Below are 23,166 nucleotides of genomic sequence, written 5' to 3' on the forward strand. Positions count from 1 at the left end.
TCGTCCGTGGAGCACCAGCATCCCGCACGCGGGCGAGCGGACGGTCAGCCCCGTGTTCGGGTCAGGTAAGGATCACCGGGCAGCCGGACGGTGAACGCCGCCCCGCCCTCCGGCGCGTGCCCGACGGCGATGTCCCCGCCGAGCCGGCGGACCAACCCGGCCGCGAGCGCCAACCCGAGCCCGCTGCCCACCTTGCGCACCCCCCGGTAGCGCTGGTGCAGCGCGCCGCGCTCGAAGGCCACCGCCAGGTCGTCGTCGGTGAAGCCGGGTCCGCCGTCGCGGACCTCGACGATCCCGCCGGCGGCCGGGTCCGCGCCGGCCGGCCGGGCCGCGAGCACCACCGCCGCCCCCGGGGGTACGACCCGCAGCGCGTTCTCCAGCAGCCCGTCGAGCACCTGCCTGATCCGCCCCGGATCGGTGTACGCCGGCACCGGTCCGGCCGGCACCTCCACCCGGAACGCCACCCCGAGCGCCGCGCACCGGTCGGACCAGGTCCGTTCCGCCTCGATCGCCAGCCGGGCCACATCGACCGGGACCGGTTCGAGCGGGAAGTCGGCGGCCTCCAGCCGGGCGAGCGACAGCAGGTCGGTGACCAGCCGGTCCAGGTGCTCGGACTCGGCGAGCATGGTCCGGCCGGTGTCGGGCACCGCGTCCGCCTCGATCACCCCGTCGGCGAGCGCCTCGGCGTAACCCCGGATCGCGGTCAGCGGGGTACGCAGCTCGTGCGAGACCGAGAGCAGGAACTCGCGTTGCCGCCCCTCGCTGGTGGCCAGCGCGGCGGCCAGCCCGTTCAGCGCGTACGCCAAGTCGGCCACCTCGTCCGGCGGCTCGACCGGTACGCGTACCGCCCGGTCCCCGGCGCGCAGCCGGGCGGCGGCGGTGGCCGCGACGCGGATCGGCCGGGCCAGCCGGCGGGCGAGCAGCAGCCCGGCCGCCACGCCGGCGGCGAGCCCGGCCAGCAGTGGCAGCCAGAGGCTGCGCAGCACCTCCCGCCAAGGCCCGTTGCTGGTGGCCCGGGTCAGCACCACGCCGTCGCCGCCGGGCAGCGCCCGCCCCTCGACCAGGGTCCGCTCGCCGTCCACCAGCCGCCGGCCGGAGACGTCCCGGCCCGTCGACACCCGGGTCACCACCTGCCGGGGCAGGCCCGGGCGATCCACCTGACCGGCGCGGACGACGTACACGTCGATGTCCTGCTGGCGGAGCTGACGGATCAGCCGCTCCCCGGCGTTGTCGCGTTGCCGGGCTTGGCGGACCCGCAGCACGTCGGCGGCGAGGCGGGCCTGGGCGGCGAGCGCCTCCTGGTCGCGCCGCTCGACGCCGCGGACCGCGAGGGGGACCGCGACCAGCGCGGTCACCAGCACCGACACCAGCGCCACCGCGCAGGTGACCAGCACCGCGCGGGTGGTCAGCGTGCTGGCGAACCGTCGGCGCGGGGGCGTCGGCGCGGTACGCGGCCCGATCACCGGCAGGGCGACGGTCGGCTGCTGCGGTCGGCCCGGGCCCGTGGACGGCCGCGGGCCGACCGGTGGCTGCGGGCCGGTGGGGTCAGGCATCGGCCGCGTACCCGACGCCGCGGTGGGTGCGGATCACGCTGGCCGGGCCGAGCTTGGCGCGGACCTGCGCCACGTGCACGTCGACGGTCCGGGTGCCGCCGTGCGCGGCGTACCCCCAGACACCGGCGAGCAGCTCCTCCCGGGTGAACACCCGGCCGGGCCGGGCCATCAGGTGGGCGAGCAGGTCGAACTCGGTCGAGGTGAGCTGCACCGGAGCGCCTGCGGCGGTGACCGTCCGGCGAGCCGGGTCGAGGACGACCGGGCCGACCGCCCGGGGTTGCTCCGCCCCGGCCGGCGCCCCGGCGGATCGACGCAGCACCGCCCGGACCCGGGCGACCAGCTCCCGGGGGCTGAACGGCTTGGTCACGTAGTCGTCCGCGCCCAGCTCCAAGCCGACGATCCGGTCGACCTCGTCGTCCCGGGCGGTGAGGAAGATGACCGGCGTCCAGTCGCCGGCCTCGCGGAGCCGCCGGCAGACCTCCGTCCCGGCCAGGCCGGGCAGCGCGATGTCCAGCACGCAGGCCACCGGGCGCAGCCGCCGCGCGGCGGCCAGGCCGTCGGTGCCGTCCCGTTCCAGGTGTACGCCGAACCCGTCCCGACTCAGATAGAGCCGGACCAGGTCGGCGATGGCCGGCTCGTCCTCCACCACCAGGACGAGCCCGCGCTGCGCGGCGTCGACGGTCACCGGCCCATGATTACCGACCGATGGCCGCCCGGGACGTCCGGGGAACGTTCGGGTTGGGTAAGGAGCCGGTCAGCGCACCGGCGCCGGGCGGAACGCGGCCGGTCGGGCGCCGAGCGGCGACTCCCCGATGGTGGCGACCAGCCGCTCCGCGGGCGTCCGGAGGCGGGTGCGGAAGGCGTGGTTGAGCAGCGCGTCGAGCTGCCAGACCTGCTTCGGGTGGTGGGTGCGGATGAGGAACCGTTCGCGGGCCCCGTCGATCGCCGTGGCGGCCAGCTCGACGCTGTGCAGGCGCGGGTCGGGGCTCCAGGTGACGTTGCTCAGCTCCCGCAACTCGGTGTTGAGGTGCAGGCGCAGCCGGTGCAGGACCCGGGTCTGCTGGGTGACCACCAGGCGACGGTGGGTAAGGAGCATCAGGTAGTCGCCGCCGACCGGGTGGTCCGGGCGGCTGCACCGGGTGACCAGGATGGTGGCGTCGCCGGAGCCCACGCACCGGCGGAAGACCGGCATGTGCCGGCTGGCCGTCTGGGTTGCCAGACCGGTCTCGGCGGCGGCCGGAAGGAACGTTCGGGAGAAGACGTCCATGCCTTGTGCAACGACCGCTGACCAGGCGTGATATGGGTCACAGCAAATTTCTGGAACTTCCATCCGTGCAAATCGCACGTGGTGTCCGACATCCGGACCGCCGCCGGCCGGCGTCAGACCGGGCCCGGTCGTTGGATCTGATGCGGGCCACCGAGTCACCGGGGGGCGGCTCACAGGGACACCCCCTGGACCACCTTCACCCGGTCTACGCGGACCAGGGCGAAGCGCTCGCGAATCTCCACCGTTCCGTCGGGGCGGACGTCGTGGCCGCGCAGTCACCCAGCTCGGCCGCTCGTTCGGTGGCGTGCGGCGCGGGAGCGGGATCGACGTCTCGGGCTTGCAGCGCCAGAACCGGAAGGGCACGGCGGGGCCTCCTTCACCACGTTGGAAGGGGCCGCCCCGCCACCCCTGCCGAGGCGGCCCCGCGCAGGTCCCGCCGACGGTTCGGGCCACGTCAGCGGTTCCGCATGTCCACAGTCTCGTGATCGCGGGACTACTCTCGGAAGCGCATTGAGCTTTCACGAGCTTTCAAACAGGGGGCCCGATGGACGACCTCGGCGCGCAGTTGCGGCAGGCTCGTACCGAGGCCGGCGTCACGCTCGCCTGGGTGGCGGCCCGGTCGTGCTACTCGGCTTCGCACCTGAGCAACGTGGAGGCCGGGCGGCGGGCCGCGACCCCGGACATCGTGCTCGCCTACGCGCGGACGCTCGGGGAGGGTGACGTGAACCGTCGACAGGTGCTCGGCCTGACAGCCGGCGTCGTGGGCCCGGTCGTGGCCGGCGAACTCATCCGGGCCGGCTTCAGCGCTGCGCTCGACGGCCGAGGGGCCGAAGAGGACTGGCGCGAGCGGGTCGACCAGTACGGCCGGGACTACATGGCGGTCGGCGCGGCGGTGTTGCAGGCCCGCCTCGCGAGCGACCTCGTGATCCTTCAGCAACAACTCGACACGCCCCGCATGTGGTCGCACGCGGCGCGTGCCCTGGTGACCTACGGCAAGACCACGCCGAACCCCGCCGAGGCAATCCGTTGGTACGACTTGGCCACCACGGCTGCGGACCGATCCGACGACCTCGGCGTCCGGGTCTGGGTCCGGGGGCGCGCGGCAATCGCGCTCGCCTACGAAGGCGCGGCGTTACCCACGGCGCGGCGGTACGCAGACCAGGCGATCGCTCTGTCCGACGGGCCCTCGCTCGGCCGCGTCCAAGCCCTCATGGCGCGTGCGCACGTCGCGGCGGGACGCGGGGACGAGGGCGCCGCGATCACGCTCGACACGGAAGCCCGCCGGGTCTTCGATCACGTCGCCTCGCCCGACGGCGAGGTCTCCGACACCGCCGTCCCGCCGTGGCGCATGGCGACGTTCCGCAGCATGCTCTACGCCCGCCTCGGAATGCCGGGACCCGGCGGCGAGGCACAAGAGGAGGCCGATCGCACTCGGCCGGCGGGGCTCCCGCGCTTCGCGACGCACATCCAGCTACACCGCGGCCTCACCATGGCGAAGGCTGGCGACAAGACCGGCGGCGTCGCCTGCGCCCGGCGAGCCTGGGACGCACTCCCCGCCGAGCGGCGGTCGCAGAGCCTCGCGCTGATGCTCCGCGAGGTCGAGCGGGCGTAGTCGCGCCAGTCAGCGATGGGCACCTGCCACACCAGCGACCAGGGACGGACCCGGGGCTCGACCTGGCCGCTCACCCGGTGGCCCCGCTCGCCCAGCGCGTCGCCGACCCAGGCGAGCGCGTCGTCGCGCCAGCCGCCGGGCGAGGGGGATTACCGGGTCAGAGCAGCTCAACGATGGTGGCGTTGGCCATGCCGCCGCCCTCGCACATGGTCTGCAGGCCGTAGCGGATGCCGTTGTCCCGCATGTGCTGGAGCATGGTCGTCATGATCCGGGCGCCGGACGCCCCGAGCGGGTGCCCCAGGGCGATCGCCCCGCCGCGCGGGTTGAGCCGATCCGGGTCCGCCTCGGTCTCCGCCAGCCAGGCCAGCGGGACCGGGGCGAACGCCTCGTTCACCTCGTACACCCCGATCTCCTCGATGCCCAGCCCCGCGCGGCGCAGCGCCTTCGCGGTGGCCGGGATGGGGGCGGTGAGCATGGCAACCGGGTCGTCGGCGGCGACCACGGCGGTGTGCACCCGGGCCAGCGGGCGCAGCCCGTGCCGGCTGGCCCACTCGCTGGTGGTGACGGCGAGCGCCGCGGCCCCGTCGGAGATCTGGGACGCGGACCCGGCGGTGACCACGCCGTCGGCCTTGAACGGGGTGGCCAGTTCGCCGAGCTTGGCCAGCGAGGTCTCCCGACGGATGCCCTCGTCGGCGGCGAACTTCCCGCCGTCGGCGAGCGCCACCGGGGCCAGCTCCGGGTCGAACGCGCCGGCGTCCTGCGCGGCGGCGGCCTTCTCGTGGCTGGCCAGCGCGAACTCGTCGAGCTGAGCCCGGGAGAAGCGCCAGCGCTCGGCGATCAGCTCGGCGCCGACGCCCTGGTTGAACGGGAGCGGGGAGTCCTGGGCGACGCCCTCGACGCCCCGGTAGCGCTCCAGGATCTGGGCGCTGAACGGCATCCCGCCGACCACGCTGGCGCCCATCGGCACCCGGGTCATCGACTCGACCCCGCCGGCGACCACCAGGTCGGCCTGGCCGGAGAGGACGGTGGCGGCGGCGAAGTGCAGCGCCTGCTGGCTCGAGCCGCACTGCCGGTCGATCGTGGTGCCGGGCACCGACTCCGGCCAACCGGCGGCGAGCACCGAGTTGCGGGCGATGTTCCACGACTGCTCGCCGACCTGGGAGACGCAGCCCCACACCACGTCGTCGACCTGGCCGGGCTCGATGCCGGTCCGCTCGGCGAGGGCCCGCAGCACGTGCGCAGACAGGTCGACCGGATGCACGCCGGCGAGGCTGCCCTTGCGCCGGCCGACCGGGGTCCGCACCGCACCGACGATGACCGCGTCACTCATGTTTACTCCCCGGTAACCTGGCTGCTCCCGATCCTACGTCGTCAACGGCCGGACGTCCTCCCCCGCTCCCACCGCGGTGCCGGGCCGAGCACCCCGCGCGGCTGGCATGCTGGGGCGGTGCACCCACAGTCCTCCCCCGCCCACGAGTGGCGGGTGCCGGTGACCCTGCCGGTCGCCAAGCTGGTCGGTGCGGTCGTCGTGGCCGGGCTCGGGCTGCTCTTCGCCGGCAACGACCGGGTCCAGCCGGTGCTGGCCGGGCTGGCCGCCGCCGCGCTCGCCGGCTGGGGGCTGCGCGACCTGATGGCACCGGTCCGGCTGGCCGCGGACCCCGACGGGATCACCGTGGCCCAGGGCTTCGCCGGGCACCGTCGACTGTCCTGGCCGGAGGTCGAGGCGATCACGGTGGATCGGCGTACCCGGCGCGGGCTGACCGCCGAGACGCTGGAGATCGACGCGGGGGATTCGCTGCACCTCTTCGGCCGGTACGACCTGGACGCGCCGCTGGCCGAGGTGGCCGAGACGCTCAGGGCGGTCCGCCCCGCCGCCCGCTGAGCCGCTCGCGCCGGCGCCGGTACGCCTGACCAGCGGATCAGCCGCCGGTCAGCATCCCGGTGCGGACCAGGACCAGGCCGAGGAGCGCCACCACGACGATCGCGCCGCCGGCGGCCTGGAACAGGGTCCGCCGCATCCGTGGGGCGTACGCCAGGATCAACGCCATCACCGCGCCGGTGACCAGGCCGCCCAGGTGGCCGGCGATGGAAATCCCCGGCACGGTGAACGTGAAGATCAGGTTGATCACCAGGATCGGCACGATCGCCGACGTGTCCCGGCCGAGCCGCCGCATGATCACGAAGATCGCGGCGAAGAGGCCGAAGATGGCTGTCGACGCGCCGACCGCTGTGCTGTTCGGCGCGCTGAAGAGGTAGACCGCGACGTTGCCGCCGAGCCCGGCGATCAGGTAGAGCGCCAGGAAGCGCAGCGGGCCGAGCACCGCCTCCAGCGTCCGACCGAGCACCCAGAGCGCCCACATGTTGAGCAAGAGATGGATCAGGCCGTAGTGCAGGAACATCGCCGTGACCAGGCGGTACCACTCGCCGGCGGCGATGCCGTGGGCCGGGCCGAAGTTGACGTACGAGGCGTAGCCGAGCATCCCACCCCACTGGGTGAGCGGCGTGCCGCCGCCCATCAGACCGCCGAAGCCGGAGCCGCCGGCCGCCGCGTCCCCGCCCCGGTCCGACGCGATGGAGAGGAGCATGACCAGCACGTTCAGGGCGATCAGGACCTTGGTCACGTAGCCCTGGCGGCCGGCGGCACCGCCACCGAAGGCGGTACGCGCCGGCCGCACGCTGCGGCGTCCCTCGTTGACGCACTCCGGGCACTGGTGCCCGACCGAGGCCTCCCGCATGCACTCCGGGCAGATCGGCCGGTCGCACCGGCTGCACCGGACGTACGTCTCCCGGTCGGGGTGGCGGTAGCAGACCGGGGTGGCCGGCACCGACCCGCCGGTCCCGTCACCCGCCTGCCCGGAGCGCTCAGTCATGTGGGCAAAGGTACCCGGGCGGTGCTCAGACCGGCTGGCGCTCGATCTCGACGCGCTCGATGACCACGTCCTGCAGCGGCCGGTCGCTCGGGCCGGTCGGGGTGCTCGCGATCGCGGCCACCACCTTCGCCGACTGCTCGTCGGCCACCTGCCCGAAGATGGTGTGCCGGTTGTTCAGGTGTGGCGTCGGCGAGACCGTGATGAAGAACTGCGAGCCGTTGGTGCCCGGCCCGGCGTTCGCCATCGCGAGCAGGTACGGCCGGTCGAAGCGCAGCTCCGGGTGGAACTCGTCGGCGAACGTGTAGCCCGGGCCACCGCGACCGGTGCCGGTCGGGTCGCCCATCTGAACCATGAAACCGCTGATCACCCGGTGCGAGATGGTGCCGTCGTAGTACCGACCGTTGCCCGGCTGACCGGTACGCGGGTCGGTGAATTCGCGGTTGCCCTCGGCCAGGTCGACGAAGTTGCGAACGGTCTTCGGCGCGTGGTTTGGGAAGAGCTCCAGCCGGATCGGGCCAGCGTTGGTGTGCAAGGTGGCGTAGACAGCCTCGGCCACGGGTACTCCTCACTCGTTGGTCAGTTCCATGCGGATCCTCCCATGTGCCCGATCTGGCAGTGCGGAGGCATCCGAAGGTGGAGGATGACGAAGGAACAACTCCCAGGAGGTGGGACCGTGTTTGGAATCGGGCGGCGAAAGACCCAGGGGCAGCTGGCCAAGGCCGAGCTGAACCAGGGCATCGGTCACCTGAGGCAGGCGGCCACGTACGCGGCGAAGGGCGCCGGCGCCACGGTCGGCCCGCGGGTCGAGGCGGCCCGGGGTGCCGTCGCGCCCACCGCGGTCATCATGCGGGACCGCGCGTCGAGCGGTGTCGCCTCGACGGTCGCGGCGCTCGCGCCGCTGGTCCTGGCCATGCGCAACGCGCAGGCCGGGACCGCGGGAAAGGCCGTCGCCGGTAGGAAGGCCGCCGCCGCCAAGCAGGTCGCGGTGAGCAAGAAGGTGAAGGCGAAGAACATGAAGGCTGGGAAGAAGAAGCAGAAGAAGTCGCGGGGCGGGATGATGACCGGCCTGCTGGCCGCCGGCACCGTCGCCGGCCTGGCCGGCGCGATGGCCATGCGCCGCCGCCGGGAGCAGCAGGAGTGGGCCGAGTACGACCCGACCGGCACGCTGGACCCGATGCGGGAGGACGTGGACACCATCGTGGTGGAGACCCCCGACCCGAGCGCCAAGGTGACCGACGCCTCGACGACGTCGAGCGGCTCGGGCGTGGCCGGTGGCCCGACCGGCGCCGGCAGCTCGGCGGTGGCGGGCGGCGGCAGCGCCTCCACCACCACCCCCGGCACCCAGCCGGTGATCCAGCCCACCGACAAGGTCCCCTCGGTCGCCGAGGGTGCCCGGGACGTCTCCGGCCGGCCGGCCGACGATGTCACCAAGGCCACGAACAACGGGAAGAACGCGGCCAAGGCCAGCGGTCGCCGCTGACCGCGGGGTCACGGAAAGCGCCGGCGTGCGGGGTCAACCCCGCGCGGCCGGCGCTTCCGCGTCCGGCCCGCCGGCCCGGCGCCGCCGGCCGGTCAGAGCCAGCCGTTGCGGCGGAACAGGCGGTACAGCGTGAACGACGACGCCAGCATCAGGGCCCATACGCCGGGATAGCCGTACGTCCACCCCAGCTCGGGCATGGACTTGAAGTTCATGCCGTAGATGCCGGCGATCGCGGTCCACACCGCGCCGATCGCGGCCCACGCGGCGATCTTGCGCATGTCGTTGTTCTGGTCAACGGTGACCTGCGCGAGCCTCGCCTGGAGGATCGAGTTGAGCAGGTCGTCGTAGGAGTTGACCTGCTCGACAGTGCGGCTGAGGTGGTCCTGCACGTCCCGGAAGTAGCGCCGCACCTCCTGCGGCACCTCCCGGTTGACCTGCGAGGTGAGGGTCATCAGCGGACGTTGCAGCGGCATCACCGCCCGCTTGAACTCCACCAGCTCCCGCTTCATCTGGTAGATCCGCTGGATCCGCCCGGTGCCCTGCCGGTCGAAGACGTCCGCCTCCAGCACGTCGAGGTCGTCCTCCAGCTGGTCGGACACCTCCAGGTAGAGGTCCACCACCCGGTCGGTGATCGCGTACGCGACCGCCCACGGCCCGTGCCGCAGCAGGTCCCGCTTCGCCTCCAGGTCGGCCCGGACCGGGGCGAGCCGGCAGGCGTCGCCGTGCCGGACGCTGATCAGGAAGTTCGGCCCGATGAAGAGCATCACCTGACCGGTCTCGACGACCTCGGAGTTCTCGGTCAGCTCCGTGTGCTCGCAGTAGCGGGCGGTCCGCAGCACCAGGAACGCGACCTCGCCGAAACGCTCCAGCTTGGGGCGCTGCTGAGCCTTGACAGCGTCCTCGACCGCCAGCTCGTGCAGCCCGAAGGTGGCGGCGATGGCGGTCATCTCGTCCAGTTCGGGCTCGTGCAACCCCAGCCAGACGAACCCGTCCCGCTCCCGGCGGGCCGCCGCCAGCGCGTCGGCGTAGTTCCACTCCCCGGGCTGGCGCTCGCCGCCGAGGTAGAGGCCGCAGTCCACGACCCCGCTGCGGCCGGGTCCGGCCGATTCGGCGGTACGGGGGGAGCCGTCGGCGTTGAGGATGCGGGTCATGGCGCGTACCGGCGCGGCCCAGGCGCGCGGCCTGAGCGCCCGGCCGCCGTTCTGCGCCGCCGGTCGGCCGCGCTCCACCCGGTCGCTCATTCCCTCGCCCCCTCCCACCAGTGCTGCTGCGGCTTGCAGGCTACGCCGCCGCCGACGATCCGCAGCGCGGGCGAACGGCCCACCGGGCCGGGCCGGTGCCGACGGGTGTGACCCGGGTCACGGCGGAGCCGCCTCCCGGTCCGGTTTCCGGGCACCGAGCCGGCGATCGGCCGGCGTCGGTGGGGGCGCCGGGTGGGCCGGCCGCGTCAGGGGGGTGAGGGGCGACACGGCCCACCCGGCACCTCGGGGGCGGGAGTTGTGCTGCGCGCGTCGGCGGTCCGGGCGGGGCGCAGGTGCCGCTTCCCGGACGTCGGACCGACCACCTGGGGGAGGTGGACGACGCTCGCAGCATTGTGGGCCGCCGGCCGGCCCAGGGGGAGACCCGAGCCGGCCGGTATTGCTCAACTGTCGGGAATCCGACAGAGAATCAGCCGCGAACGGCCCCCACCGCCTCCGCCAGCCGCCGGACGCCCTCGTCGATCCGGTCCGCGGTCACCGCGGAGAAGGCCAGCCGCAGCGCGTGCCGACCACCCTCGAGCACGAAGTCGCTCCCCTTGACCACCGCCACGCCCCGCTCGGCCGCGGCCGGCGCCAGCCGGTCCACCTCGACGTCCTCCGGCAGCTCCACCCAGAGGAAGTAGCCGCCGTCCGGCTCGACGAACCGGGCCTCGGGGATGTGCCGGCGCAGCGACTCGGCGAGCACCCGGGCCCGCTCGCCGAGCGCCGTCGACACCGTCTCGATCGAGCGCTCGATGTCCCCCGAGACGCAGAACTGGTGCACGATCGCCTCGGAGACCATGCCGGGCGAGATGTAGAGGCTGGTGGCCTTCTTGGCGATGGCCGCGATCAGCTCGGCCGGGCCGATCAGATAGCCGACCCGGACGCCCGGGCAGACCGTCTTGGTGAAGCTGGAGGCGTGCACCACCACGCCGCGGGTGTCCATCGAGAGCATCGACGGCAGCGGCTCGCCGCGGAACCGGATGTCCGCGTACGGGTCGTCCTCGAAGATCGTGAACCCGTACTCGGCGGCCAGGTCGAGCAGCTCCCGGCGCTTCTCCAGGGAGAGCGTCACGCCCGCCGGGTTCTGGTAGTTCGGGATGACGTGCGCCAGCCGCGGCCGCACCCCCGACTCCAGCAGCTTGCGCAGCTCGGCGGTGTCCATGCCGTCCGGCTGGATCGACACGCCGTGGATCTCGCCACCCATCTGCTGCAGGTTGAGCAGGGTCCGGTCGTACGTGGGGCGCTCGACCACCACCGCGTCGCCCCGCCGGACCAGGTGGTCGAAGAGGAAGGCGTCGGCCTGGAGCGAGCCGTTGGTGATCAGCACCTGGTCGGCCTCGACACCGTGCTTCTCCGCGATCCACTTGCGCAGGGGCGGGTAGCCGACGGAGGTGCCGTAAGCCGTGATCCCGGCGGGGTCGGCGTCGAAGGCGCGGACGGCGGCGGCCTTGAGCCCCTCGACATCGACGATGTCCAGCGAGGGAGCGCCACGGGCGAAGGAGATCAGCTGCTCGGCGGTCATGCGCACGAGCCTAGGGCCTGGTCCCGTCGCTCCGACCGGCATACACGCGAAGTTCAACATGCGGGCGGTCGATCCGTCCACCTGGGCCACCGGAGATCCGAAAGCGGCTCGCGAGCTGCCGCCCGTCGGACCGTACGCTGGCCCCCGATCGCAGGGCGACCGAGGATTGCAGGTCGCTGTCGGACCAGGACGAGGTGGTGGGGCGCGTGACCCAGGACGGAACCGGTCGGCTCGACGACCAGGCCTTCGCGGAATGGCTGGCCGAGCGGGCGGGCGCGGCGCTGACCGCCCTGCGGGCCCAGCGCGGCTTCGCGGACCCGGCCGCCCTCAAGGACGCCGGTGACCGGGCCTCCCACGAGATGATGACGACCGCGCTGGCCCGGTGGCGACCCGCGGACGCGGTGCTCTCCGAGGAGGAGGCCGACGCCCGACGGGCCTGGACGGCCGGGGAGGGCCCCGCCCGGCTCGCCGCCGACCGGGTCTGGATCATCGACCCGCTCGACGGCACCCGGGAATTCTCCGAGGCCGGCCGGACCGACTGGGCGGTGCACGTCGCCCTCTGGCAGCGGTCGGCCGGCCCGGACGGTGGGCTGGTCGCGGGCGCGGTCGGCATGCCGGCACGGACCACGCTGGACGGTGCGCCACTGATCCTCGGCACCCGCTGCCCGACCCCGCAGGCGGTGGACGGGCCGCTGCGGATCGCGGTGAGCCGCAGCCGCCCGCCGGCCTTCGTCGGTGAACTGGTCGACCTGCTCGACGCCCGCGCCGTGCCGATGGGCTCCGCCGGGGTCAAGGTCTGCGCGGTGGTGACCGGCGAGGTCGACGCGTACGTCCATGCGGGCGGCCAGTACGAGTGGGACTCCGCCGCACCGGTCGCCGTGGCCCTCGGCGCCGGGATGCACGCGTCCCGGATCGACGGCTCACCGCTGCGCTACAACCGGGCCGACCCGCGCCTGCCCGATCTGCTGGTCTGCCGCCCCGAACACGCCGGACGGCTGCTCGACGCGATCGCGCGTACCGGGGTCGAGATGCCCGCGTCGCCCGTCACCGGCAGCACCGTTGAGGCGTTCGGCTGAGTGTCACGGTACCCATGGCCCGGGTGACCGGGGGATAGTGTCGGGCGGAAGCACCGACCTACCGCCCCGTGACGGGCCGCCGCCAGCCAGGGAGGGTCATGCCGGCCGAGCGAGACCAGCACAATGTCGTCGGATCGTCGCAGCGGACCGGCCTCTGGCCGGGCCAGGACATCCCACGCCAGCAGGGAGACCCGGCCGCCGCGCCGGCCCTGCCATGGCCGGACGCCGGCGTCCCGGCGCGGTCGGACACCCTACGGTCGGACGCCGCCCCGTCGGCGCTGCCGTGGCCGGGTGCCGCGGAGCCGACCGGCCCCGTCGCCACGGACGTCCGCCCGGAGCGGGGGTGGCCGGACACCGAGCACCCGTACCCCGCCGACCCGGACCAGGCCTGGCCGGGCGACACCGGGGCGGTCCCGCCGGTGGCGGGCGGCCCGGACAAGCGGTGGCCCGGGGCCGCACCGCCCCCCGCACCGCCCGGCGGCCCCCGACGCCGCTGGCGGCTGGCCGTCGCGGCGGCCGTGACCCTCGCGATGGCGAGCGGCGGGGTGGCCGTGGCGACGCTGCGCCAGCCGGACCCGACGTCGCCGCAGGCCGGCCCGACCCAGCCGAACCCCGCACCGACCGGGGCACCCGCCCCGGGAGCGGGGGGGCCGTCGGCCACCCCGAGCGGGGTGGCGGGGCTCGGTGACCGTCCGGCCAGCGCCTCGCCGTCCGCGTCGACCGCCGGACCTGGCCCGGCGTTCACCGGCACCCGGCAGACCCTGCCCGGCGCGTCGATCGCCGTACAGAGCGGCGAGACGTTCGGCCAGGCACTGTCCCGATCCGACCGGACCTTCGGCAAGCTGCGGATGGCCCGGGTCTTCTACCCCGGCCTACCCCCGGCCTGGAACGGCAGCCGGGCCGACGTCGTCGACCGGACCGTGGTGGTCTCCTTCAAGGCCTCCCCTCAGGAGGTCAACAGCGGGAAGTACGACTCCCGGCTGGCCTCCTGGTTCGCCTCGATCCCCCGCGAGCACAACGTGTACTGGTCGTACTTCCACGAGCCCGAGGACGACGTCGAGGGGGGCGCTTTCACGGCGGCCGCCTACAAGTCGGCGTGGCGCCGGATCGCGGGCCTGGCCGACCGGGCGGACAACCCGAAGCTGATCAACACGATCATCCTGATGTGCTGGACGCTCGACCCGAAGTCCGGGCGGAACTTCGACGCCTTCTACCCCGGCGGCGACCTGGTCGAGACGCTCGGCTGGGACTGCTACAACTGGGGCGCCAAGTGGAAGCGGTACGCGTCCCCGCAGGAGATCTACGGCCGCATGATCAGCAAATCGCGGGAGCTGGGCAAGCCCTGGGGCGTGGCGGAGACCGGCAGCGACCTGGTGCCCGGCGACTCCGGTACCGACCGGGCGACGTGGATCCGCTCGATGGCCGGTTACCTCAACGACCAGCGGCCGGAGTTCGTGGCGTACTACAACCAGGTGGTCAGCCAGGGCGACTTCCGCCTGCAGGACTCGCCCAGCATCCAGGCCTGGCGATCGTTCTGCGTGGCCTGACCCGGTAGGACGAGCGACGGGCGGGCGACCGGCTGGTCGCCCGCCCGTCGTGTCCGGTCAGATGCCCCGGCCGCGCTTGTGCAGCGTGCGCAGCACCCGGTCGGCGTGCACCGCGCGGCTCGCCACCGCCAGCGCCAGGTAGGCGCGCGGCTCCTTCGGGTTGCGGGCCAGCGTGCGCCGGGCCCACCGGACGGCGTCCCGCCGATTGCCCATCGCGGCCTGCGCGAAGGCGATCTGGCCGGCCACCCGGGCCTCGCCGTGCGGCACCGTGGCGAACTCGGGGTAGCGCCGCAGCAGCCACTGCAACGCCGTCGAGATGGTCTCCCACCGCTGCGCGAAGTACGACCGCTTGTGCCACCGGACCAGCACGTACGGGCTGTCCACGTTGACCAGCGGGGCGTACCGGGCGGCTCGGAGCAGAAACTCGTAGTCCTCCGCGTAGCTACCCGGGATCTGCTCGTCGACCAGGCCGATCCCGTCGACCAGAGCGGCCCGCCGGATCAGGAACGTCGATGGGTGCAGCTCGGTGAGCCGGTCGCGCAGCAGCGCCTCCAGCGACACCCGGGGCCGGTCCAGCGACCGGTCCACCGTCCGGTCGTCGTAGCTGACCCGGATGCCGCAGCTCACCAGCGCCCCGTCCGGGTGGACGTCGAGCGCGCCGAGCTGGGCGGCGAGCTTCCCCGGCAGCCACTCGTCGTCGTCGTCGCAGAACGCGACCAGGTCGCCGGTGGCCGCCTCGATCCCGGTGTTCCGCGCTCCGGCCAGCCCGGGCGTACGGGTGTTGGTGATCACCCGTACCCGACGGTCACCCCGGTCGCTCTCCAGCGACCGGTCCGGCTCGGACTGGTCGTAGACCACGACGGCCTCGATCGGACCCGGGTGCGCCTGGCTGAGGATCGCGTCGAGCGCCGCGCGCAGCAGCTCCGGACGGTCCCGCGTCGGCACGACGACCGAGATGCTCGGACCACTCACGGTGTCTCCTCAGAATTCGATCCCCGCTGGCCCAGATAGCCGTAGCGGACTCGGAAGGGCAGGGTGGCCAGGCTGACCACGGCCCGGCTGCGGCGGGGCAGCCGGGTGCGCCACGCCTCGTCCCGGCGCACCTCGAGCGGGCCGCCGCTGAACCGCAGCGGGTTGCCGGCGACGCTGTGCACCCGGACAGGCGACGCCGGCGGCGACGGCTCCAGGTCGCCGCGCGGCGCCAGACGCGCCGAGCTGGAGTCGTCGCCGGTGAGGATGCGCAGCGCCGCCGGGTCGTCCGGCAGGCCGGCGAACTCGCGGAGCCGGCGTACGGTGCCGGCGGGGTCGGCGGTGAAGTCCTCGTAGCGCAGCCGGAGCACCGACGCGCGGGACGCAAGCAGGTGGAACGCCGCGTTCTGCGCGGTCCACAGCTTGCTCACCTCGAACGGCGAGAACGTCGGCATGAAGTCCTCGCCGTCGACCACCTCGGGGCGGCGCACCTGCTTGCCCCAGGAGTACGCCACCGCCCGGCTGTCCCGGACCAGGTGCAGCACCCGCAGGTCGAGCCCCTCGGCCCAGCGCAGCGCGAACGCCAGCGAGGCATGCTTGCTGGAGTCCACCACCACCTGGGCGCCGGTCACCTCGGTCGCCGCCCGGTAGATGCGGGTGTAGAGGTCGGCGTACCGCCGGACGTCGGCGAGCTCCGCCGCGGCGAGCGAGCCCTTGGCCAGCCGGGGGATGTGCCGGGTCCGGTCGACCCGGTCCTTGAGCGCCAGCACCTCGTCCCGGTCGACGGCCGACCAGCCGCCGAAGGCGCGCTCGCCGACCTGCCGCCAGAACGGGCAGACGGTGAATCGTTCGCCGCAGCCGCACCGCTCGTCGGCGCCGAGCGCCCGCTCCCAGAGGTGGACCACCTCACCGACCGCGCAGACGTCCGGGCTCTGCGCGAGGAGGAGTTCCAGCAGGGTGGAGCCGCTGCGGCCGAGGCCGCCGACGAAGAGCACCCGGGGCATGCCGGGCGCCGTACCTTCCGCGTTCACCGTCGCGACCCGCCGGTGCGCTGGCGTACCCGGCGGGCCACCAGGTGGTCGACGACCTGGCCGACCCGGGCGACCGCCTCGGCGCGCGGATCCGGCCGGTCCGGGTCCGCCGCCAGCACGAACCGGGACGGGTCGGTCATCCCCTCGTCGAGGGCGGCGACCAGCTCGGCCTCGGACTCGCAGAGCCGGACCAGGCCGGCCGCACCCAGGCGGCGCGCGAAGAGCTGCTGGTGGTTGTCCACGTGCTCGTCGTGGGTCGGATCCCGGGGCACCACGATCGGCAGGTGACCGGTGCGCCGCGCCTCGGTGATGGTGGCCGGACCGCCGTGGCTCACCACGAGCGTCGCCTCGGCCATCGCCCGCTGGAGTTCCTCGTGGTCGAGGAACGGCGCGGCGCCGGGCAGTCGCGGGGCGCGGCTGTGGCCGTACTGGAGGACGATCCGAACGTCGGCGTGGTCGCCCTGCCAGCGCTCCAGCCAGTCCACCAGGCGGTCGAACCGGTGCACGTCGGTGCCCACCATGGCCAGCACGTACGGCGCCGGGTCGCGGCCGTCGCGCGGCCGGGGGAGGTACGCGGTCACAGCAGGTTCCCCACGACGGTCGCCTCCGGGTACATCCGGCGCTGCTCCTCCCACTGCACGAGCATCGCGGAGAGGAAGGGGCGGCAGAGCCGGGCGGTCAGCGTCGCGCTGTCGATCCGGTCGTACACCTCGATGTAGACGGTCGGGATGCGCCGCAGCCGGGCCGCGACGACGAACGGCAGGGCCACCCCGGCTCCGGTGGTGACCACCGCGTCGACGGGGCGGCGCCGCATCACTCGCAGCGCCAGGAAGGCGTTGCGGATCAGGTTCCGCACGTTCCGGGTGGTGGGGTAATGGGCCCAGACCACGTCCTCGCCGTCGAGCAGCGAGCGAGCGTCCGGGGTGTCGAAGGTGACCCAGGCTCGTTGCCGGTCCCGGTACCACGGCTCCAAAGCCAGCAGTTGGGCGAGATGTCCGCCACTTGAGCCGACGAGCAGGACCTGACCCGCGCTCTCGGTTGACCCGCCTACCAACTTTCCTCCCCGTTCGGTGCGACCGCGCCCGGATTTTGGTGAATGACCCGCGGACGCGCGATGACAACCTATCGGCGCGGGGCGGACAACTGAAGTGGCCCTTGGACCCGATCCGCCGTCACCGGTCGGCCCGCGGTCCGGGACCGCCGCGCCACGACCGGTCGGGAGTGTGTCAGGATTCCGTCACCCGCTCCAGGGCAAGGCGTCGACGTGGACGCCGTGACCGGGACGGGTCGGCGGGGCGTGCGGGCCCCGCCGAATGGTCAGGCGGGGTCGGCCACATCTACGCGGGCCGCCTACACCTGGGCATGCTTACCGGAACGCGAGCAGACTTTCCCTCATCGTTCGGATCGGGGACACTCAAAGTCACGGTCCGGTCCAGCTGCGCCGTGGACTGCCCGGCTCGGTCGAAAGGGAGCGACACACTCTGATGCCCTCACCCCACCTGGCCGAGAGCGATTCCGAAGGACCCGTCCTGATGGCCTACCTGGGCTGGCTCCGCCGTCGCTGGTGGATCCTGCTTCTGGCGGCGGTCCTCGGTACGGCTGGCGGCCTGGCGGTGAGCCAACTGCAGCACGCGCTGTACACGTCGACCACCTCGCTGCTGGTGCGCCCACTGGGGACCGGCTCGGACAGCAACCCGAACGCCAAGGTCAACCTCGACACCGAGGCACAGGTGGTCCAGTCGATCGTCGTCGCCGACCGGGCCCGCACGCTGATGAAGAGCACCACCCCCGCCGACCAGCTGGTCCAGTCGGCGACGGTCACCGTGCCGCCGAACAGCCAGATCCTCCAGGTGGCGTACGAGGCGGACAGCCCCACCCAGGCGCAGGCCGGGTCGCACGCCTTCGCGCAGGCGTACCTGGACCTGCGCAAGGCCACCGCCCAGAAGGGCCTGGACAACGAGAAGGCCGCGCTGAATCAGCAGATCGCGGACGTCAAGAAGCAGCTCAGCGCGGTCGCCGGCAGGATCGCGGCAGCACCGGCCAACTCGGTCCAGCGGGAGCAGGCCGAGGCCGACCGGACCGTGCTGACCAACCAGTCCGCCTCGCTGAACAACCGGCTCAGCCCGTTGCTGTCCGCCGACACCGACCCGGGCGAGATCATCTCCGACGCCCGGCTGCCCGACAGCCCCAGCTCGCCGAACCGGACGTTGAACCTCGCCAGCGGGATGGGCGCCGGCCTGCTGCTCGGCATCGTGCTGGCGCTGATCCTGGACCGGCTCGACACCCGGGTGCGCCGCGGCCGGGACATCTCCGACCGGGTCGGCCTGCCGCTGCTGCTGGAGCTGCCGGGGCGTACCGCGACGCTGGCGGTGCTGCCGGCTGGCCACAAGATCTCCCGGGAGCTGGGCCGGCTGCGCAACGTGCTGCTCTCCGCGGTGCCCGAGCCGGCCCAGGCCGGCCGGGGGCGTCAGATCCTGCTCTGCGACGGCTCAGCCGGCACGGCCGCCGGTTTCGTCGCCGCGAACCTGGCCGCCGCGTACGCCCGTACCGGCCAGCAGGTCGCCCTGGTGACCACCAAGCCGGACTCGGCCCTGACCGCCATCACCGGGGTCGCCGAGGGCCGGCACAACCTGGCCGCGGTGCTCCGCCGGGACGTCCCGGCGCTCAAGGCGCTGGCCCCGGTCCCCGGGCTCGGCCAGCTGCGGGTGCTCGTCCCGGGTGACCTCGACGCGGACGTCGAGCTGCCGGTGGCCGCGCTGCTGGAGATCCTCTCCGAGCTGGCCGCCCGCTTCGACCACGTGCTGATCGAGACCGCCCAGCCGACCCTCGCGGTCGAGGCGCAGGCACTGGGTCGGCACGTCGATGCGGTGATCATGGTGGCCGAGGCGGGTCGTACCCGCAGCGGCGAGCTCACCGCCGCGCTGCGCCAGTTCGAGCAGGTCGACGCCCCGGTCATCGGCGCCGTGCTCGCCCCGCGGCTGCCCGTGCCGGCCGGTGGCGCGGCCAAGCCTGCGATGCCGGCCATCCGTCCCAAGCCGCGGCCGAACCCCGGCTCGCCGTCGGTGGAGTCGACCATGGTGCTGCCCCGGATGAAGCCGTCCGTGTCGGGCGCCTCGGGCGCCACCGCGGGCAAGGGCGGCGCGTCCGGGTCGGTCAAGCCGGCGAAGCCGGCCGGTCCGATGCCGGTGACCGGCAACGGGCACGGCAGCACCTACCGGTCGCGGGGTGACGGCACGGGCACCGACGGCCCGGCCCGCAGCAGCTACGCCCTCGACTCCGGCGAGGACCTGGGGTGAACCGCCGGCAGATGCTCCGCGCCGCCCTCGCCCCGGCCCTCGTGATCGGCTTCGGCACGGCGTGCGGCGAACCCCAGCCCACCGGCAGCACCGGCGTGATCGACCCGGGCGCGGCGGCGACGCCCGCGCCGAGCCCGACCCCGAGCCAGCCACGGGCGCCGCTGACCGGCCTGCCGGTCAGCGGCGCGCCGGTGGCCGCCCGGCAGGCGGTCGCCGTGCCGATCCGGGTCACCCCGTCGACCGCGCCGGCCGGCCTGGGATCGGCCGACCTGGTGTACGTCGAGTTCGCCGAGTCCGACTCCCTGCACGTGACGGCGGTGTTCCAGTCCCGGGACGCCACCAAGGTCGGCCCGGTCACCGAGATCCGGCCGAGCGACATCCGCTCCGTCGGCGTGCTGCGGCCCTTCGTCGGGTACGACGGCGGCCCGACCGGCTTCCTCAGCCAGTTCGAGAAGTCCGGCCTCGCCGGGGTCACCCCGGCCGACGACGGCGACAAGGTCTTCGCCTCCGACTACACCTCCACCGCCGCGCTCTGGAAGGCCGCGCCGAAGGGCGGCCAACCGCCCACGCCGGTCCTCGACTACGCGACCGCCGGCAGCGCCCTGGCCGGGCGGGACCTCACCCCGGCCCGGGAGCTGACCGTCACGGTCTCCGGCGGGCCGCCGATGGTCTGGCGGTACGACGAGCCGAAGTCCCTCTGGGTCGGCAAGGTGGGCACCGCGACGGTCACCGCCGCGTCGGTGATCGTGCTGACCATGGAGTACCGGACGCTGGACGTCCGGCACCCGTCGCTGCGTTCGCTGCCCTCGGCGAACGTGTTCGGCGAGGGCGCGGTCGTCGCGGTCTCCGGCCCGTCCAGCGCGAAGGGCACCTGGCGCAAGCCCGGCCAGGAGATGGTCTGCAACATCGCCGACCCGGCTGGCGACCTGCTGCACCCGCAGCCCGGCAACGCCTGGGTGATCTACGCGCCGAGCACCGCCAAGGTCAGCGTGAAATGAGCACGGTCACCCCGCACCGCCCCGCCCGTGGGTCGGCCCCGGCCGGCGGGGACACCCCCTCGCCCGGCGCGGCCCGGCTCGCGCAGGCACCGGTCCGGCCGCGGGGCTGGTCGCTGCGGTTGCCCACGGCGTGGCCGCTGAGCGCGCTCTTCGTGCTCTACCCGCTCTGGTGGGCCCTCGGCGTGTCGTCGTTCGTCTTCGTCATCTTCGCCGTGCCGATGCTGGTGCAGCTGCACCGCCGCGGTCCGGTCCGGGTGCCGCCCGGGTTCGGGCTCTGGCTCGTGCTGCTGCTCTGGGTGCTGCTCTCCGTGCTGATGCTCGACCTCAACGCGCCGGACACGCTCGCCGCGTCTGGCGCCGGCCGCTACATCGGCTGGGGCATCCGGCTGGCCAACTACCTGTCGATGACCGTGGTCATGCTCTACGTGCTCAACCTGCACGAACGGGAGCTGCCCCAGCGCCGGGTGGTCCGGCACTTCGGCTTCATGGCCGTCGTCGTCGTGATCGGTGGGTACCTCGGCTCGCTCTTCCCGACCTTCAGCTTCGTCGCGCCACTGCACTTCTTGCTGCCGCAATCCATCGCCAGCCAGCCCTTCGTCGCCTCGCTGATGAACGTGGAGTTCGCCCAGGTCCAGCAGGTGCTGGCGGGGGAGGCCAGCTCACCGCGCCCCTCCGCGCCCTTCGAGTACACCAACTCGTGGGGCGAGAACACCGCGATCCTGCTGATCTGGCTGCTGGTCGGCTGGGTGGTGCTGGGCCGGCCGGCGCGCCGGGTGCTCGGCATCGCGATCGCGCTGGCGGCGGTCTTCCCGATCATCTACTCGCTCAACCGGGGGCTCTGGATCGGCCTCGGCATCTCCGCGGTCTACGTGGCGATGCGGCTGGCGCTGCGCGGCCGGATGGCGGTGCTCGGCGGGCTGGCCCTGGCGGTCGGGTTGATCGGCATCCTGATCATCGCCACCCCGCTCGGCCGGACCTTCGACGAACGGCTGCAGAACGGGCACAGCGACGACATCCGGACCACCCTCTCCGAGGGCGCGATCGCCGCCGCGAACCACTCGCCCGTCCTCGGCTACGGCGGCAATCGGGCGCTGATCGGCAGCAACCGGTCGATCGCCATCGGCAAGTCCGACGACTGCAAGCAGTGCGGCAATCGGGAGCTGGGCAGCAACGGCCAGGTCTGGGCCCTGCTGGTCGGCCAGGGCTACGTCGGGGCGTTCTGCTACAGCGCGTTCTTCCTCTACTGCCTCTGGCGGTTCCGGCACGACCACAGCGCGATCGGCGTCGCGGGCAGCCTGGTGCTGATCCTGATGCTCTTCTTCCAGTTCACCTACGGTGCACTGGAAGCCACCCTCGCCTACGGCCTGATCTCGGTCGCCCTGCTCGCCCGCAACGACCGGCTGCGCCGGGCCGTCGCGCCGGCGCCGCCCAGGAGCACCGTGGGTGGGCTGCGGGCCCGAATCGAAGCAGCCGGTGACCGCTGATGGTGTTCCGTGTCCCCCCGGACGGCGACGGCCGGTCCGCGTACCTCGCCGAGCTGGCGGAGCTGATCTGGCCGGCGCCGGCCGAGCCGACGCTGCGCAGGGGCGGCCGGGGCTGGGTGGTGGTGCCGTCGGCGGCCCGGCCGCGGCTGCTGGTGCCCACCGGGTCCCGCCGGGCCGCGGCGAGCGCCGTCCGGCACTCGACCGAGGCGGTCGGCCGTAAGGCGAAGCTGGTCCGGCAGGGGCTGGCCACCGCGTTCCGGCTCGGGCTGGGGCCGCTGGTGTTCCGCGACCGGCTGGTGGTCGACGCCGCCGGCGGCACCCTCGACGCCCACCTGGCCGACGTGCTCGGCACCCGGTCGCTGGTCAGCATGCACATCGGGCCGGCCCGGGCCAACCGCAAGCCGGTGCTGCAGCTGCTCGGCCCAGACGGGCGGGCGCTCGGGTACGCCAAGCTGGGCGTCGACCCGCTCACCCGGACCCTGGTCGACGTCGAGGCGACGGCGCTGCGCCGGCTGGCCGACCTGCCGCTCGGCCCGGTCACCGTGGCCGGGGTGCTGCACCATGGCGAGTGGCACGGCCACGCGCTGCTGGTGCAGGAGGCCCTGCCGGTGCGACTGCCCCGGGCCACCCCGGCCGCCGCCGAGGCGGCCGAGCGGGCGGCGATGGTGGCCGTCGCCGGTTGCCTGGGGGTGCGCCGCCGGTCGTACGCGGGCAGCGAGCACGCGGCCCGACTGGCCGACGCGGTCGACGCGCTCGGCGCGCGACCGGAGGCCGGGCGGCTGCGCGCGGTGCTGAAGAGCGTCGCGGACGCCGACCCGACGGTGGCCTTCGGCGCCTGGCACGGCGACTGGAACGGCGGCAACAGCGCCGTCCTCGCCGACGGCCGGGTGCTGGTCTGGGACTGGGAGCGGTTCGAGGGCGACGTGCCGGCCGGCTACGACGCGCTGCACCGGGTGGTGCAGACCGCCATCGGGCATGACTGCGTGGAGCCGAGGGACGCCGCCCGGGCGTTGATCGAAGGCGCGGCGGGGACGCTGACGCGGTTCGACCAGGACGGGCGGGACGCCGACCTGGTCGCCGTGCTCTACCTGGTGGAGCTGGCGGCGCGCTATCTGCGGGACCGGCAGGCGGAGGCGGGTGCGCGACTGGGGCATGTCGACGCCTGGCTGCTGCCGGCCGTCGAGGAGCACCTGGCCCGCCGGGCCCGGTGAGAGTGAGGA

General features: G+C 73.9%; 21 protein-coding genes. 9 read left to right on the forward strand and 12 right to left on the reverse strand.

Annotated features, from left to right (window positions below; all coding sequences use genetic code 11):
* Positions 1–44 precede the first annotated feature (44 nt).
* From SLP03_RS04180 to SLP03_RS04190, 3 genes are all read right to left on the reverse strand, one after another.
* Positions 45–1,553, reverse strand: a complete 1,509-nt coding sequence (locus SLP03_RS04180; protein ID WP_319459163.1) for a HAMP domain-containing sensor histidine kinase — start codon at positions 1,551–1,553, stop codon at positions 45–47.
* Complete coding sequence (locus tag SLP03_RS04185) at positions 1,546–2,238, reverse strand: response regulator transcription factor (protein ID WP_319459164.1); 693 nt, start codon at positions 2,236–2,238, stop codon at positions 1,546–1,548. The genes SLP03_RS04180 and SLP03_RS04185 overlap by 8 nt, the downstream gene beginning before the upstream one ends.
* A gap of 69 nt (positions 2,239–2,307) precedes the next feature.
* The gene (locus SLP03_RS04190) at positions 2,308–2,820 is read right to left on the reverse strand and encodes a hypothetical protein (RefSeq protein WP_319459165.1); all 513 of its coding nucleotides are present in this window, start codon (positions 2,818–2,820) and stop codon (positions 2,308–2,310) included.
* 544 nt (positions 2,821–3,364) lie between these two features.
* Here SLP03_RS04190 and SLP03_RS04195 point away from each other — a divergent pair.
* A complete protein-coding gene (locus tag SLP03_RS04195) occupies positions 3,365–4,432 on the forward strand; it encodes a helix-turn-helix transcriptional regulator (protein WP_319459166.1) in 1,068 nt (355 codons plus the stop codon).
* Between the two features lie 157 nt (positions 4,433–4,589).
* Here the strand turns inward: SLP03_RS04195 and SLP03_RS04200 are convergent, their stop codons facing one another.
* Positions 4,590–5,762: an acetyl-CoA C-acyltransferase gene (locus SLP03_RS04200; RefSeq protein ID WP_319459167.1), complete on the reverse strand. Its 1,173-nt coding sequence runs from the start codon at positions 5,760–5,762 to the stop codon at positions 4,590–4,592.
* 117 nt (positions 5,763–5,879) lie between these two features.
* Here SLP03_RS04200 and SLP03_RS04205 point away from each other — a divergent pair, with 117 nt between their 5' ends.
* The gene (locus SLP03_RS04205) at positions 5,880–6,314 is read left to right on the forward strand and encodes a PH domain-containing protein (protein ID WP_413644332.1); all 435 of its coding nucleotides are present in this window, start codon (positions 5,880–5,882) and stop codon (positions 6,312–6,314) included.
* A gap of 37 nt (positions 6,315–6,351) precedes the next feature.
* On the opposite strand, the gene SLP03_RS04210 is transcribed toward SLP03_RS04205, so the two are convergent.
* Positions 6,352–7,302 (reverse strand): rhomboid family intramembrane serine protease, encoded by a 951-nt coding sequence (locus SLP03_RS04210; protein WP_319459168.1) that lies wholly within the window; start codon positions 7,300–7,302, stop codon positions 6,352–6,354.
* Positions 7,303–7,327: 25 nt separating this feature from the next.
* Positions 7,328–7,858 (reverse strand): peptidylprolyl isomerase, encoded by a 531-nt coding sequence (locus SLP03_RS04215; protein ID WP_319459169.1) that lies wholly within the window; start codon positions 7,856–7,858, stop codon positions 7,328–7,330.
* A gap of 84 nt (positions 7,859–7,942) precedes the next feature.
* On the opposite strand from SLP03_RS04215, the gene SLP03_RS04220 reads away from it, so the two are divergent.
* Positions 7,943–8,782 carry a hypothetical protein gene (locus SLP03_RS04220; RefSeq protein ID WP_319459170.1) on the forward strand — a complete coding sequence of 280 codons (840 nt, stop codon included), beginning with the start codon at positions 7,943–7,945 and terminating at the stop codon, positions 8,780–8,782.
* Between the two features lie 92 nt (positions 8,783–8,874).
* Here the strand turns inward: SLP03_RS04220 and corA are convergent, their stop codons facing one another.
* Positions 8,875–10,023, reverse strand: a complete 1,149-nt coding sequence (gene corA, locus SLP03_RS04225; protein ID WP_319459171.1) for a magnesium/cobalt transporter CorA — start codon at positions 10,021–10,023, stop codon at positions 8,875–8,877.
* 427 nt (positions 10,024–10,450) lie between these two features.
* Positions 10,451–11,545 (reverse strand): PLP-dependent aminotransferase family protein, encoded by a 1,095-nt coding sequence (locus SLP03_RS04230; RefSeq protein ID WP_319459172.1) that lies wholly within the window; start codon positions 11,543–11,545, stop codon positions 10,451–10,453.
* 197 nt (positions 11,546–11,742) lie between these two features.
* On the opposite strand from SLP03_RS04230, the gene SLP03_RS04235 reads away from it, so the two are divergent.
* Both SLP03_RS04235 and SLP03_RS04240 read left to right on the forward strand, forming a co-directional pair.
* A complete protein-coding gene (locus SLP03_RS04235; RefSeq protein WP_319459173.1) occupies positions 11,743–12,621 on the forward strand; it encodes a 3'(2'),5'-bisphosphate nucleotidase CysQ in 879 nt (292 codons plus the stop codon).
* 98 nt (positions 12,622–12,719) lie between these two features.
* A complete protein-coding gene (locus tag SLP03_RS04240) occupies positions 12,720–14,168 on the forward strand; it encodes a hypothetical protein (protein WP_319459174.1) in 1,449 nt (482 codons plus the stop codon).
* 57 nt (positions 14,169–14,225) lie between these two features.
* On the opposite strand, the gene SLP03_RS04245 is transcribed toward SLP03_RS04240, so the two are convergent.
* From SLP03_RS04245 to SLP03_RS04260, 4 genes are read right to left on the reverse strand one after another with little or no spacing between them, the layout of a single operon-like run.
* Positions 14,226–15,140 (reverse strand): glycosyltransferase family 2 protein, encoded by a 915-nt coding sequence (locus SLP03_RS04245; protein ID WP_319459175.1) that lies wholly within the window; start codon positions 15,138–15,140, stop codon positions 14,226–14,228.
* Complete coding sequence (locus tag SLP03_RS04250) at positions 15,137–16,141, reverse strand: sulfotransferase (RefSeq protein ID WP_319459176.1); 1,005 nt, start codon at positions 16,139–16,141, stop codon at positions 15,137–15,139. Before SLP03_RS04250 ends, SLP03_RS04245 begins: the two co-directional genes overlap by 4 nt.
* A 23-nt stretch (positions 16,142–16,164) precedes the next feature.
* Positions 16,165–16,689, reverse strand: coding sequence for a glycosyltransferase (locus SLP03_RS04255; protein ID WP_319459276.1), 525 nt, complete (start codon positions 16,687–16,689; stop codon positions 16,165–16,167).
* A gap of 56 nt (positions 16,690–16,745) precedes the next feature.
* Complete coding sequence (locus SLP03_RS04260; RefSeq protein ID WP_319459177.1) at positions 16,746–17,222, reverse strand: UDP-N-acetylglucosamine--LPS N-acetylglucosamine transferase; 477 nt, start codon at positions 17,220–17,222, stop codon at positions 16,746–16,748.
* Positions 17,223–17,700: 478 nt separating this feature from the next.
* On the opposite strand from SLP03_RS04260, the gene SLP03_RS04265 reads away from it, so the two are divergent.
* The 4 genes from SLP03_RS04265 to SLP03_RS04280 are packed head-to-tail and all read left to right on the forward strand — an operon-like array spanning position 17,701 to position 23,157.
* Positions 17,701–19,464, forward strand: a complete 1,764-nt coding sequence (locus tag SLP03_RS04265) for a Wzz/FepE/Etk N-terminal domain-containing protein (RefSeq protein ID WP_319459178.1) — start codon at positions 17,701–17,703, stop codon at positions 19,462–19,464.
* Positions 19,461–20,462 (forward strand): DUF3048 domain-containing protein, encoded by a 1,002-nt coding sequence (locus SLP03_RS04270; protein ID WP_319459179.1) that lies wholly within the window; start codon positions 19,461–19,463, stop codon positions 20,460–20,462. The genes SLP03_RS04265 and SLP03_RS04270 overlap by 4 nt, the downstream gene beginning before the upstream one ends.
* Positions 20,459–21,946 (forward strand): O-antigen ligase family protein, encoded by a 1,488-nt coding sequence (locus tag SLP03_RS04275; RefSeq protein WP_319459180.1) that lies wholly within the window; start codon positions 20,459–20,461, stop codon positions 21,944–21,946. Before SLP03_RS04270 ends, SLP03_RS04275 begins: the two co-directional genes overlap by 4 nt.
* Positions 21,946–23,157 carry a hypothetical protein gene (locus SLP03_RS04280; protein WP_319459181.1) on the forward strand — a complete coding sequence of 404 codons (1,212 nt, stop codon included), beginning with the start codon at positions 21,946–21,948 and terminating at the stop codon, positions 23,155–23,157. The genes SLP03_RS04275 and SLP03_RS04280 overlap by 1 nt, the downstream gene beginning before the upstream one ends.
* Positions 23,158–23,166: the final 9 nt, after the last annotated feature.

The organism is Micromonospora sp. RTP1Z1, assembly GCF_033804685.1.
GTDB lineage: Bacteria > Actinomycetota > Actinomycetes > Mycobacteriales > Micromonosporaceae > Micromonospora.

What these genes read in the sequence shown, in the direction of transcription:
- SLP03_RS04180 (WP_319459163.1), bottom strand. Translation starts at nt 1,553, where the DNA reads ATGCCTGACCCCACCGGCCCGCAGCCACCGGTCGGCCCGCGGCCGTCC.
- SLP03_RS04190 (WP_319459165.1), bottom strand. Translation starts at nt 2,820, where the DNA reads ATGGACGTCTTCTCCCGAACGTTCCTTCCGGCCGCCGCCGAGACCGGT.
- SLP03_RS04195 (WP_319459166.1), top strand. Translation starts at nt 3,365, where the DNA reads ATGGACGACCTCGGCGCGCAGTTGCGGCAGGCTCGTACCGAGGCCGGC.
- SLP03_RS04200 (WP_319459167.1), bottom strand. Translation starts at nt 5,762, where the DNA reads ATGAGTGACGCGGTCATCGTCGGTGCGGTGCGGACCCCGGTCGGCCGG.
- SLP03_RS04210 (WP_319459168.1), bottom strand. Translation starts at nt 7,302, where the DNA reads ATGACTGAGCGCTCCGGGCAGGCGGGTGACGGGACCGGCGGGTCGGTG.
- SLP03_RS04220 (WP_319459170.1), top strand. Translation starts at nt 7,943, where the DNA reads ATGACGAAGGAACAACTCCCAGGAGGTGGGACCGTGTTTGGAATCGGG.
- corA (WP_319459171.1), bottom strand. Translation starts at nt 10,023, where the DNA reads ATGAGCGACCGGGTGGAGCGCGGCCGACCGGCGGCGCAGAACGGCGGC.
- SLP03_RS04230 (WP_319459172.1), bottom strand. Translation starts at nt 11,545, where the DNA reads ATGACCGCCGAGCAGCTGATCTCCTTCGCCCGTGGCGCTCCCTCGCTG.
- SLP03_RS04240 (WP_319459174.1), top strand. Translation starts at nt 12,720, where the DNA reads ATGCCGGCCGAGCGAGACCAGCACAATGTCGTCGGATCGTCGCAGCGG.
- SLP03_RS04250 (WP_319459176.1), bottom strand. Translation starts at nt 16,141, where the DNA reads ATGCCCCGGGTGCTCTTCGTCGGCGGCCTCGGCCGCAGCGGCTCCACC.
- SLP03_RS04255 (WP_319459276.1), bottom strand. Translation starts at nt 16,689, where the DNA reads ATGGTGGGCACCGACGTGCACCGGTTCGACCGCCTGGTGGACTGGCTG.
- SLP03_RS04265 (WP_319459178.1), top strand. Translation starts at nt 17,701, where the DNA reads ATGGCCTACCTGGGCTGGCTCCGCCGTCGCTGGTGGATCCTGCTTCTG.
- SLP03_RS04275 (WP_319459180.1), top strand. Translation starts at nt 20,459, where the DNA reads ATGAGCACGGTCACCCCGCACCGCCCCGCCCGTGGGTCGGCCCCGGCC.
- SLP03_RS04280 (WP_319459181.1), top strand. Translation starts at nt 21,946, where the DNA reads ATGGTGTTCCGTGTCCCCCCGGACGGCGACGGCCGGTCCGCGTACCTC.